This window comes from Sulfitobacter aquimarinus (assembly GCF_040149565.1).
GTDB lineage: Bacteria > Pseudomonadota > Alphaproteobacteria > Rhodobacterales > Rhodobacteraceae > Sulfitobacter > Sulfitobacter aquimarinus.
Genome location: NZ_JBEFLO010000007.1, coordinates 89,565 through 100,485, shown reverse-complemented (window position 1 = coordinate 100,485; position 10,921 = coordinate 89,565). Strand labels below are relative to the sequence as shown.

11 protein-coding genes are annotated in these 10,921 nt (G+C 61.0%); 2 read left to right on the top strand and 9 right to left on the bottom strand.

Annotated features, from left to right (window positions below):
• Window positions 1-22 precede the first annotated feature (22 nt).
• Complete coding sequence (locus ABMC88_RS13560) at window positions 23-1,480, bottom strand: hypothetical protein (protein ID WP_349577437.1); 1,458 nt, start codon at window positions 1,478-1,480, stop codon at window positions 23-25.
• Window positions 1,481-1,678: 198 nt separating this feature from the next.
• On the opposite strand from ABMC88_RS13560, the gene ABMC88_RS13555 reads away from it, so the two are divergent.
• Window positions 1,679-2,425 carry a WecB/TagA/CpsF family glycosyltransferase gene (locus tag ABMC88_RS13555; RefSeq protein WP_349577436.1) on the top strand — a complete coding sequence of 249 codons (747 nt, stop codon included), beginning with the start codon at window positions 1,679-1,681 and terminating at the stop codon, window positions 2,423-2,425.
• 1 nt (window position 2,426) lies between these two features.
• Here the strand turns inward: ABMC88_RS13555 and ABMC88_RS13550 are convergent, their stop codons facing one another.
• The 7 genes from ABMC88_RS13550 to ABMC88_RS13520 all read right to left on the bottom strand — a co-directional run bounded on the left by ABMC88_RS13550 (window position 2,427) and on the right by ABMC88_RS13520 (window position 8,848).
• Window positions 2,427-3,368 (bottom strand): glycosyltransferase family 2 protein, encoded by a 942-nt coding sequence (locus tag ABMC88_RS13550; RefSeq protein WP_349577435.1) that lies wholly within the window; start codon window positions 3,366-3,368, stop codon window positions 2,427-2,429.
• Complete coding sequence (locus tag ABMC88_RS13545) at window positions 3,365-4,393, bottom strand: glycosyltransferase family 2 protein (RefSeq protein WP_349577434.1); 1,029 nt, start codon at window positions 4,391-4,393, stop codon at window positions 3,365-3,367. The genes ABMC88_RS13550 and ABMC88_RS13545 overlap by 4 nt, the downstream gene beginning before the upstream one ends.
• A gap of 112 nt (window positions 4,394-4,505) precedes the next feature.
• Window positions 4,506-5,534 carry a diguanylate cyclase domain-containing protein gene (locus tag ABMC88_RS13540; RefSeq protein WP_349577433.1) on the bottom strand — a complete coding sequence of 343 codons (1,029 nt, stop codon included), beginning with the start codon at window positions 5,532-5,534 and terminating at the stop codon, window positions 4,506-4,508.
• Window positions 5,531-6,118: a heme NO-binding domain-containing protein gene (locus ABMC88_RS13535; protein ID WP_349577432.1), complete on the bottom strand. Its 588-nt coding sequence runs from the start codon at window positions 6,116-6,118 to the stop codon at window positions 5,531-5,533. Before ABMC88_RS13535 ends, ABMC88_RS13540 begins: the two co-directional genes overlap by 4 nt.
• A gap of 85 nt (window positions 6,119-6,203) precedes the next feature.
• The gene (locus tag ABMC88_RS13530; protein WP_349577431.1) at window positions 6,204-7,763 is read right to left on the bottom strand and encodes a trimethylamine methyltransferase family protein; all 1,560 of its coding nucleotides are present in this window, start codon (window positions 7,761-7,763) and stop codon (window positions 6,204-6,206) included.
• A gap of 99 nt (window positions 7,764-7,862) precedes the next feature.
• Window positions 7,863-8,567, bottom strand: coding sequence for an HAD family hydrolase (locus ABMC88_RS13525; protein ID WP_349577430.1), 705 nt, complete (start codon window positions 8,565-8,567; stop codon window positions 7,863-7,865).
• Entirely contained in the window at window positions 8,564-8,848 is a 285-nt protein-coding gene (locus ABMC88_RS13520; protein WP_349577429.1) for a DUF3572 domain-containing protein, read from the bottom strand. Before ABMC88_RS13520 ends, ABMC88_RS13525 begins: the two co-directional genes overlap by 4 nt.
• 98 nt (window positions 8,849-8,946) lie before the next feature.
• Here ABMC88_RS13520 and ABMC88_RS13515 point away from each other — a divergent pair, with 98 nt between their 5' ends.
• Window positions 8,947-10,362, top strand: a complete 1,416-nt coding sequence (locus ABMC88_RS13515; RefSeq protein ID WP_349577428.1) for a diguanylate cyclase — start codon at window positions 8,947-8,949, stop codon at window positions 10,360-10,362.
• Window positions 10,363-10,466: 104 nt separating this feature from the next.
• On the opposite strand, the gene ABMC88_RS13510 is transcribed toward ABMC88_RS13515, so the two are convergent.
• On the bottom strand, window positions 10,467-10,919 hold the full coding sequence (locus tag ABMC88_RS13510) for a periplasmic heavy metal sensor (RefSeq protein ID WP_349577427.1): 453 nt from the start codon (window positions 10,917-10,919) through the stop codon (window positions 10,467-10,469).
• Between the last annotated feature and the right edge of the window lie 2 nt (window positions 10,920-10,921).

The following is a 10,921-nucleotide window of genomic DNA, read 5'->3' as shown; positions in this document are numbered from 1 at the left end:
CTTTGGCACGGGGGCGGGAGCGCTACAAAACCGTGCGTTTGCCTTCGGCTGTGGTGCCCGCCATGACCGGTTTTTGCCGCAACGCGTGGCGGGGCACATGCGCTTTTCGCGGGTTCAAACGCTCGGCATAGCCCAGGACCGCGCCCGCCGTGAGCCAGGTAAACGGGGTCAGCGTCGCGTTCAAGAGCATGTCTATCAGCGTAATCCCCAAGATCAGCGTCACCGCCCCAATATAGGGCGACAGCTCGACCTGTTTGTTGCGGATCACATAGGCCCCCATCAACAAAAGCGGCAAAGCCAACAGCCCGAATTCTGCGATATATCCCAGCCAGCCAACGCTGCCGAACACGATGATCCAGCGCCCGTCTGGGATGGTCAAAATCTCTCCGTCTTCGCTGTCGCGCACAAGGCTGCGGCCCCACCCGCTCCACCCGAATGCGGGTTTTTCTGCCGCGCGTTCAAGTAATTGCGCCTCGTTATTGAACCGATACCCAAGCGATTGGGCGCGGTGGGGATTGACCTCGGCCACTTTGGCGACAATCGCATCCGTCGGCACCAGATTGAGGTTGCGCAGCATCGGATAGGTCACAGCAATCAGCGCGAACAACGTGGCAAGCAGTACCAGCCAGCGGCGCGGGGCAAAGTAGATGAACGGCACCAGCAGCAAGCCATAGACAATTGACGCCGCACTTTTACATGCCAACAAAAACACCACCAGATACAGCGTCCACAGCACCGCCTTCCATCGGTCAAGCCGAGGTGTGACACGCGCCAGTGCCGCCGCCGCCATCGCGGCCGTGCAGACAAACAGCGCCAACCACAAACCATGCGGCAAGAACACGATAGGGCGGTAGCCGCCTGCCCTGATGGTCTGCTCAAAACTATGCTGGAAAAACCCGTAAACCCAGATGTTCATCTGTGGCGACACACGTATTTCCGTAAATGACGGCACCGAATAGACCAGCGCCCCCACCATCAGCCCCAACAGGATTTCGCGCAGGCCTTCCTCGGAGCTGAGGAATTGGCGGGCCACGAGGAAGGGCACAATCGTCAACACCTGCCCGATCAGAACCGAGCCGATGTCGCGCACCGATTGGCCCGGAAGGGCGTCAACCAAAAACAGGATCGGGTCGGCATCGCGCAAGACTTCGAACAGGATCGGTTCGCGGTTGGTCAGCACGGTAGGAATGGCCGAAAAGACCAAAAGCACCACCAGAATTTGCGCCAACCGCCCCTCGGGCCACAGGCGCACCTTCTGGGCAGTGGCAAACAGCAAGATCGCCAGCACGCTCACATTCGGGATCGAGACCTTGTCCATCGACGGCACCAGCGGCAGGTTGAATTCGGCCAGAGGCGGCAGCAGCAAATAGCCACCAAGGATGGACCAGACCACCGCCCGCTCAACCTTCTGAGTGCGAAACAGCACAAGGCAGACGAACGGCCAGATCAGCAACATCAGATAGGCAATCGAGTTGGGCATCACGCTCTCTTTAGGACCACAGGGTCGTGGATGCGGGTAAATACACTCTTGGCCGCGCCATGTCATCACGGTAGTTTGCGGCAAAGCGATATGACGCCCGATGCGCATACCGCGCAACCCGTTGAAGTGAAGATATAATTTGGAAAATTCCCCCCTTAGATCGCGCCACGGCATGTGGCCTTGCTGCACAGGTGCTGCATGAAATTTGGCAAGAATAATGCCGAGGTCGAAGTCAATATGCCCACACGCGGCGCATTGTTTCAGGCGGTGCGGGAGCGTTTTGCACAAGGCCGCGGATTCGCGCTGGCGACGCTGAACCTCGATCATCTGACCAAATTACCGCATGAGCCCGCCTTTGCCAGTGCCTACCGTGCGCAGGATCTGGTGGTTGCGGACGGGCGGCCGATCATCTGGTTGTCACAGATTGCCCGCCAACCGCTAGAGCTGATGCCCGGCTCTGATCTGGTGATCCCGTTGACCGAACTGGCGGCGGAGATGGCCATGCCAGTGGCCCTGATGGGCAGCTCTGACGCCGCGCTGGCAGGGGCCAAGGCCGCGCTGGAGGCCCGCGTGCCGAGCGTGAACATCGTGCTGGCCCATGCCCCGCCCTATGGGTTCGACCCCACGGGTGCCGCCGCCAAGGAAATTTGCGAAATGCTGAATGCCAGCGGTGCGCGGCTGTGCTTCATCGCCCTTGGCGCGCCCAAGCAAGAGCTGTTCGCCGCCTTTGCGCGGGACAAGGCGCCCGCTGTGGGGTTTGCCTCTATCGGGGCGGGGTTGGATTTCCTGTCGGGCCATCAGGTGCGTGCGCCCAAGATCATGCGGGCGCTAGCGCTTGAATGGTTGTGGCGCGCACTGCAAAGCCCTGTGCGCATGGTGCCACGCTATGCCAAGTGCTTTGCCATCCTGCCCGGACTGGCGGCAGAGGCATGGCGCAAACGCTAGGCTACTTATATTCGATCAATGCTTTCTTGCGGCCTGTCAAACGGCCCAGATAGTACCCCAACGCGCCTTGCGCCTCGGCGAATTTGCCAAGAACATTGAACACGCCCCATGCGGTCCCGCCCCTGCGGGCAAGGCGCAGCATTTGCAACGGATAGACAAGGGCAGCAAACAGCCCGATGGGCCCGAACAGCACCGTTAGCAGCACAATCAGCAGCGGCCCTGCCGCGCCCCACAACAGCGCACGGCGCGTCTCGGCCACCCAGTGCCGCTCGGGTGCCGCGCCATGCAGGGCGGCCCCTTCGGCGAAGGCGTGGCCCGCGCGTTTGCTACGCTGCCACCATTGCGAAAACCGCGTGATTTGCGCGTCATGGGCTGTCATCTCGGCGTCCAGACGCCAGATGCGCCAGCCCGCTTGGCGCAGGCGCACGCACATCTCGGGCTCCTCCCCCGCAATGAGGTGAGGGTTGTAGCCATCCACAGCACGCAAAGCCTCAACCCGCATCAAGGCGTCTCCGCCACAGGCCAGCGCCTCGCCCACGGGCGTGTCCCATTCCGTATCAATCAGCGCGTTATAGACGGAGGCCTGCGGATACATCTCGCGGCGGCGTCCGCAGACCACGGCCACATCCGCGTGGTCCTCCAGAAACGCTGTCGCAGCCGCAATCCATCCCGCCTGCACGACACAATCGCCATCCAGAAGCTGCACCAGCGCCACATCCGCTGGCACCTGCGCCAGACCCGCGTTGCGCGCCCGCGCTGCTGTGAACGGCTGCGTCATATCAAGGCTCACCACTTGCGCGCCCCGCGCCTGCGCCGCCGCCACGGACCCGTCGGTAGAGCCGCTGTCGACGTAGATCACAGGCGACACATCCGCCAGCGCATCAAGGCAGGCGATCAGCCGCGCCCCTTCGTTCCGGCCAATGACAACGGCGGCGATCCTCATGTGAGGGTCGCCTCATAGGCTTCCGACCGCACAAGAAACTCCGCCTTTTGCAGCGGTGCCAGCCCGTGCCACGTCTGCGCCGCGTCAGAATAGAGCGACAGCGGCGCGCCCGCCCCCATCACCTGCAACCGCGCCGCGTCTTCGCCATGGGCCAAGTCACCGCTGGCGGCCGTGGCGGCATCGCGGGCGGCGATATTGCCGGCGAATTTATAGTGGCGAATGACGGCGGACATATCGCTGACCACCACGTTTTGCGACAGATGTGGATGTGGCGCGGGGATCACCCCTGCGCCGTTGAAAATCAGCGGATGTTTACTCAGGCAGCACGCCTCGCCAAAGACCTTGCCGCGCACACCGCCGAATTTGAACTTGAGCGCGTCCGACGCAAGCCTGTTGCCAGCCAGCAGCGCCGAAAACTCGATCTGGTCCGAGTGGTAATCGTAGCTGTCCACGGTGCTGATGTCGTAGTGCTGGAACGCCTTCAGCGCCGCGGCAAAGGACAGGTCTTTTACCGCGTCCAAAGGCGCGTTTGGAAACATCTCGAGCATTTGGGCCATCAGCGCAGTGTGGCCCTGCCCCTCCAGATACCGCAGCAAGGCAGGCAGGCCGTGGGCATCGCGGCCCACGAAATCAAACTGTTCGTCCATATCGACGTAGAGACACCAGCGGTCGCGCCCGTAGGTCTGGGCAGGATAGGCGCGCATCAGGTCCTCGTATTGCGCCAGCGGCAGCACGGCGCGGTCGATCACACAACCGTCCTGCGCTTTAATCCGTTCGATGGTATCATCGGTCGAGCCGTTGTCGATGAAGGCAAAATGCGTGATGCCAAGGCGGCGGTAATAGTCAAAGAACGCATCAAGGTAGTAGCCACCATCGCGCACCAGAACAATCGCCAGCACAGCGCCTTTGGGCACGTCAAATCCCGCGCCATGCACATGCTCGACCGTACGGGCAAAGCGGCGGCGGCGCAGCGCCTGCGACAGGCGGTTGCGGATACGGGTAAAGAGCGAGCGGCGGTGTGTCATGCCCCCGTCTTTACGCATGTTTCGCAAAACGGTCTACAGATGCAGGATGCGGACAAACTGTTTCCTGCGGTGCAGTGCAAATTGGCCCCATATTACCGCATGGCGCCACCTGTCAGGACTTCTCGTTGCCGCGCCCTTTCGGGGGTGTTGTGAAATTCGCGCCTTCGCGCAGGTCGGGCGTATACAACGTCTGACGGGCGCGGCCCTTGTTTTTAGAGGCGTAGAGCGCGATGTCCGCATCCTCCATCACGGTTTCGCGGGTGGCTACCTTGCTACTTTGGATCCAGACAGTGCCGATGCTGGCCGAGATGTTGCACAGATTGCCGGCAAACGGGATCGGCACCTCAATCCGGTCGATAATGCGGCGGCCGACCCGTTCCAGCACCTCCAGATCAGAGACTTGGGGCAACAGGACGGTGAATTCATCCCCGCCCACACGGGCCACCGTGTCCGAGGTCCGCGTCTCTTCCAGCATGGCCTGCGCCACGACTTGTAGCACATGATCGCCCGCCGCATGGCCCAAGGTGTCATTCACGGCTTTAAAGTAATCAAGGTCGATGTGCATGACAGCGAACTGCATATTCGCTTCCAGCAACTGCTCCAACATGCGGTCCAGCGCACGGCGGTTGCGCAATCCCGTCAGCGTATCGGTATAGGCCTGCTCCTCGGCCATGTCCTTGGCCCCTTGTAGGCGCAGGTTCAACTTGCGCGACGCCTCCATCGCGGCGGACTTTGCCTCAACCAGATAGAGCATTTCGATGGCCAGATCCGTGGCCGCAAAATCGGCGTTGGTCAGCGCATAGTCGCGCACCCCGTTAATGATCGAAATGCCGAACGACAGGTTCACGACTGCGCTGCCATCGGGATTGCACACCAACACCCCCTTTAACCGCGCAGGCATGGTACCATTCATTTGCAGGTGAAGTTTGACGTGTTTGGCCGCCCACAATTGCTCCAGCGTGGTGATGCCCCTTGGGCGCATCAGGCGAAACGTATCCAGAAATGCCTCACCGACAAATGGCGCATCGGGCCGCAGCTTTTTGGTTGTGGGACCAACATGGGTAATCACGCCGTCCGAGTTCAGCACCACATGCATGGGGCACAGAATATCCAGAACCTCTGGTGTCGTTATCCTGCTCATGATGCCTGCACGCCCAGCTCGAACGCGCGCCCGTCCGTGAAATCAGTCTCGATCAGCTGGATGCGCACTGTCTCGTAGTTCCGCTCGCAACTTTCGAGTTCCAGCAGCGCCAGCGCGCCATAGTCATCTGCCATCACCCGCAAGACCCCCATCATAAAATGCCCGAACCCTTCCATCGGGCTATGACACACAAGGCTAAAGCGCCCCTCGGCGTGGGGGTGCAGCTCAATCGCGGGGATGTGCAGTTCGGCCACGGCCATGCGGGCACGATCGGGCAGATCATCCAGCGAATGCAGAAAATCCTCGAAATTCACGCCACCAAAGCGCAGCAGGCGGCGCACCGCTTCGGTTTTGGGATGCGAGACGAGATAGGCGCCGACATCCTCCATCACATCTATGCGCGGACGGTGCAGATAGTCGGCTATTGCATCCAGAACCGCGCCTGTGATCGCATCTGGATAGCTCAGCATCGCCTCGAATTCGGGCGGGGACAATCGGATGCGGGCCGCTACGGTACGCCATGCCTCGACCCCGTGGTTGTCGATCATATAGTTCTGGATACTGCGGTTTATCAGCCCGTGCATGATACATCTCACTCCTGTCCCGCCGGCATTTGGGCGTAGTCAGGTTAACAACAGGATAACGCAGGGGGGTTAAGTGGAAGATTGGTTAAAAGTCCGTTGGCGCGCCGCCTTCCGCTTTGCGCCGCGCGACAAAGGCTGCCAGCTCGTCGCGGATCGCCACATCCATCGGTGGTGCCTCAAAGCTGCCGACGATCTCTTTGAACATGTGGTGCGCGCGCTCTTGGGTCCAGATGCCGCCCGCGATCTCCCAGCCTTCATAGTTGGTCCAATCGCTCAGGAAAGGTTGGTAGAAGGCGGTGGTATAGCGGTCTTGCGTGTGTTGGATGCCAAAGAAATGGCCCTGATTGCCGACAGATTTAATCGCATCCAGCGCAATCTCGTCGGGACCTGTAGCGGAAATTTCAGGCTCCATATAGCGTTGAATTTGCTGCAAAATCTCGCAATCCATGATGAACTTCTCGGGCGAGGCGATAAGCCCGCCCTCTAGCCAGCCTGCGGCGTGATAGACCATGTTGGTGCCCGATTGCACAGCAGCCCAAAGCGAATTGGACGTCTCCCACATGGCTTGGCCGTCAGGCACATTGGCGGCACAGACGCCAGAGCTGCGCATCGGCAGCCCGTAATAGCGGCACAACTGCCCCGTCATCTGCGTGGCGCGCATGTATTCGGGCGTGCCGAAGGCGGGCGCGCCTGTCTTCATATCCACGTTCGAGGTGAACGTGCCAATCGCCACCGACGCGCCCGGGCGGATGATCTGTGCCAAAACCACCGCGATCAGCGCCTCTGCCAGCGATTGCGCCACCGCCCCCGACATGGTCACTGGCGCCATCGCCCCCGCCAGTGTGAAGGGTGTCACCACAAGCCCCTGATTGCGCCGCGCAATCCGCATCCAGCCGTCCAGCATCGGGTGGTCGTGTTTCAGCGGAGAGGTCGAGTTGATGTTGGTGTACATCTTCGGGCTGGCCTCGAACTCGGCATCGCTCCACCCGCCCGAGATGCGCACCATCTCCATCACGTCCTCGACCCGCTCTTTGCCAAGGCTGTAGGCGTGCATCGCCTTATCCGTCAGCGTTAGCTTGTCATAAAGCACGTCCAGATGGCGCACGCTGGCGTGAATATCCACAGGCTCCACCGGATAGCCGCCCGCGAAGTGGATGCAATTGAAATACTGGGTGAGTTTCAGCAGATCGCGGCACATCTCGCGGGTGCCGGGGACCTTTCGTCCCAGCGCCATGTCCCAATAGTTCGGCGGCGACGAGACATTGCCAAAGACCAGATTTTTGCCGCCGATGGTGATTTTACGGTCCGGGTTGCGCGGCGTGATCGTAAACTCCGATGGGGCCATCTTGACGTATTCCATGACCATCTCGCGGCCCATGCGGACGTTTTCGCCGTCGATGGTACAGCCCGCTTTGCGGAAAATCTCCAAGGCCTCCGCATTCAGGATCTCGATCCCGATCTCCTCTAGGATGCGCATCGCACCGTCATGCACCGCCTCGACCCCTTCAGGGCCCAGCGGCTCTGTCGGGCGATCGATGTTGACGGGGGGCTTCCATGGCATCTGTTCAATCACGGAGGTGCCGCGCCGCGTCTTGGCACCTGCGCGGCCACCGCCTCGGGTTCTGCGTTTGGGGGCATCTGTCATGGCGGTCTCCTGCGGTTGGGTCAGGTCCAGAAAGCCCGACCGAAACCCAAGCGGCCTATCCATTGACGACAGGTTATGTCGCTTTTGAACCCAAAGCGCCTAGGACTGACGATCCAGCCACGCGGGAATTTCACCGATGTCGCGCAGGACCACATCCGCAAAAGGAGCCAGAACATCGGCACCTGCCGCCCCTGTCAGCACAGCAATCGTCTGCATGCCCGCCGCACGGCCCGCGTGCAGGTCATGGGTGCTGTCGCCCACCATCGCGATCTGGCCCGCCTCGATGCCAACCGCCTGCGCAAAGGCCAACAGCTGCCCCGGCGCAGGCTTGCCGCCAAAACCGCTGTCGTATCCCGAGATGAAATCGAACATCTCGGTCACACCCGCCTGCCCCAGATGCGCCCGCGCGGGGGCCTCGCTGTCATTGGTGGCCACGCCCAGTTTTAACCCACGCGTGCGAAGCGCCTCCAAAAGCGGGCGCAAGGGCACGGCAGGCGCTTGCGGGGCGCGGGCGGCTTCCTCATTCAGCATCGCAAGGAAATCTGGTTCGGAAATATCCGGGAAATGGGGCGAAAGCACCTCGGCAACCTCGTCCGGTGTGCCCGCAATCACGATGCTGTCGGGCGCGAACATGCCCCGCGCCAGATCAAACCCGATCGCAGCCCCTGCCCGCGTGGCGTGCTCTGTATCGCCCCGAGCAGCCCGCAGCAAAACCGCCTCTGCCCATGCCTCCCATGTGGCGGCGAAATCGAAAAGCGTTCCGTCTTTGTCGAAACAAAGCGCCTTGATCGCCGCCGCACTCATGTCCAATGCACCTGACCACCACCGGGCAAGGATTGTCGCGCCTCCATCAGCCGCTCGTAAGGGATGGATTGCAGATCACAACACGCAATCACCCACGCATCGTCCATCAAGATGAAATCCAGCACCGAGCCCAGAAAATCGGGGTCTTGTGTGGAATTGCGCAGATCAGCCTCGGAAACGCCTGTCGCTCCAAGGAAAACAGGCAAAACATCTTCGTTGCCGATCAGCCAAGCCAGCGACTGCAATGCGATCGTTTCAGCGGATTGTTGCGTAAGGCTCATTATATGGGTCCATTTGAATCACAATCTCAACGGTTTGTTAACCAATTGGTCAGAATACTAAGCCTAGTTGAAACGTAAGCGGCAGGGAAGGGTCGGATATGCAGGGTAGAATCCTCATTGTTGACGGTATTTCCACGAACCGCATCGTTTTAAAAGTGAAACTGGCTGCAGCTTTTTATCAGGTTGAACAGGCAGGCACGCTTGCCGAAGCGATCGCGCTGATTGAGGCATCAGCGCCTGATCTGGTCTTGACGGCCATGAACCTGCCCGACGGGACGGCCGCGATGTTGTGCACAAAGCTGCGCAGCACCCGTGCGACAGCAATGTTGCCCGTGCTTGCCGTTGCCAACACCGATAACAGGGATGCTCGTATCGACACCCTGCGTGCAGGCGCGATAGATGTCATGGCCAAACCCGTTAACGAAACGCTTTTACTGGGTCGTGTGCGCAACATGATCCGTGCACAGCATCAATACGCCGACTGGCAAATGCGCGAGGACACCACCTGTGCGCTGGGCCTCGCCGAGGCACCCGCCGAATTTGTACGCCCCAGCTCGGTTTCCCTGATCGGGACCGATGCCTCGCCTTTGCAAGGCTGGGTGCGCAGGCTACAACCCCACCTGCGGGCGCGGTACAGCGTGACCATGCTGCGGGACGCGATTGCGGGGTTGCACAAGGGCAGCCCCTCTGACGCGGTGGTGCTGGCCCTGCCCCATACCGCCGCCGAAACCGACGACTGTTTGCGGCTGATCTCGGCCATGCGGGCCAGTGCGAACACGCGCGATATCGCGTTGCTGGTCATCCAGAACACAGCCGATCCCGCCCGCGCCACGCTTGCCCTTGATATGGGGGCCGATGATGTGATGACGGCTGGCTTTGACGGGCCCGAAGTGGCCTTGCGGTTGCAGGTGCTGTTGCACCGCAAACGGCAGGTGGCGCATATCTTGAACAATGTACGCACTGGCCTGCGCGAGGTGATGCACGACCCGCTGACAGGGCTGTATAACCGCCGCTACGCAATGCCTCACACCGCCCAGATGATCGAACAGAGCGCGGACACAAACACCAGCTTTGGCGTCATCCTTGCGGATATGGATCACTTCAAGCAGATCAACGACAAATATGGCCATGCCTCGGGTGATGCTGTGCTGGTCGAAACCGCACGCCGCTTTCGCCGCGCTGTGCGGGACTCTGATATGATCGCCCGCATGGGGGGCGAGGAATTCCTAATCACCATGCCAGGCGCCGACATTGCAACAGCCCGCAGCATCGCCGACAGGCTCTGCCACGCGATTGGCAATGTCCCGTTCAAGATTCCGGGGGCAGCCCGCCCTGTGTCGATCACGGTGAGTCTCGGGCTCGCGATGCGGTCGCCTCCGATGCATATGGAACGCGACCGATTGGAGACGGTGGATACGCTTTTGAACCGTGCGGACAAAGCGCTTTACCGGGCAAAAATGCAAGGCCGCAACCGCGTCACGCTCAGTATGCCTCACTCGCGGCCCGCCGCCTGAGCCTTTGGGACAGGCGGCTGATCAATTCCAAAGCTAAAATGCGGGCCATAGCAGTCTTGGGCGCACAGACCGAAACCACCCCGCCCCAAGCCGCCGTTCCACTGCTATTTACGCTGTTTGCGGTCTTTGCGCTTTTGCGCAATTTCCTCGATCCGGTCGGCATAGGCGGCACGGTCCTGCGCGCTCATGCTGCTGATATAGTCCAACAAAACGGCACGCCCTGCTGCAAAGCGGGTCAAACCGCTGTCGCGTTGCGCGTCGAGGGCACGGCCTGCGGCTTCGGGGTCAAACGGCTCTTGGCGCAATGCAGTTACCATCACGGCGCTGTCCAGTTTCACCCGCGGCTGCTGGCGCATTTCGCCGCGCACCGCACGGCGGGCCTCTGGCGGCAAAGCCTGAAGGTAGATGGGTCCGCCACCCTTGCCCCCAGTCGGGCCGCCGCCGCCCTTGTGCCGCCATGCAGCACCCGCAACAGCCGCGACCACAGCCAGATTAAGCGCCAAAGACAGCGCCAGAACAACCGGCATCCATCGCCGTTTTGAGAGGGTATCTGTCATCG

Excerpts from the sequence above, each read along its gene's own strand:
- ABMC88_RS13510 (WP_349577427.1), bottom strand. The coding sequence starts at position 10,919 with ATGACAGATACCCTCTCAAAACGGCGATGGATGCCGGTTGTTCTGGCG.
- ABMC88_RS13540 (WP_349577433.1), bottom strand. The coding sequence starts at position 5,534 with ATGAGCAGGATAACGACACCAGAGGTTCTGGATATTCTGTGCCCCATG.
- ABMC88_RS13520 (WP_349577429.1), bottom strand. The coding sequence starts at position 8,848 with ATGAGCCTTACGCAACAATCCGCTGAAACGATCGCATTGCAGTCGCTG.
- ABMC88_RS13535 (WP_349577432.1), bottom strand. The coding sequence starts at position 6,118 with ATGCACGGGCTGATAAACCGCAGTATCCAGAACTATATGATCGACAAC.
- ABMC88_RS13545 (WP_349577434.1), bottom strand. The coding sequence starts at position 4,393 with ATGACACACCGCCGCTCGCTCTTTACCCGTATCCGCAACCGCCTGTCG.
- ABMC88_RS13550 (WP_349577435.1), bottom strand. The coding sequence starts at position 3,368 with ATGAGGATCGCCGCCGTTGTCATTGGCCGGAACGAAGGGGCGCGGCTG.
- ABMC88_RS13555 (WP_349577436.1), top strand. The coding sequence starts at position 1,679 with ATGAAATTTGGCAAGAATAATGCCGAGGTCGAAGTCAATATGCCCACA.
- ABMC88_RS13530 (WP_349577431.1), bottom strand. The coding sequence starts at position 7,763 with ATGACAGATGCCCCCAAACGCAGAACCCGAGGCGGTGGCCGCGCAGGT.
- ABMC88_RS13515 (WP_349577428.1), top strand. The coding sequence starts at position 8,947 with ATGCAGGGTAGAATCCTCATTGTTGACGGTATTTCCACGAACCGCATC.
- ABMC88_RS13560 (WP_349577437.1), bottom strand. The coding sequence starts at position 1,480 with ATGCCCAACTCGATTGCCTATCTGATGTTGCTGATCTGGCCGTTCGTC.
- ABMC88_RS13525 (WP_349577430.1), bottom strand. The coding sequence starts at position 8,567 with ATGAGTGCGGCGGCGATCAAGGCGCTTTGTTTCGACAAAGACGGAACG.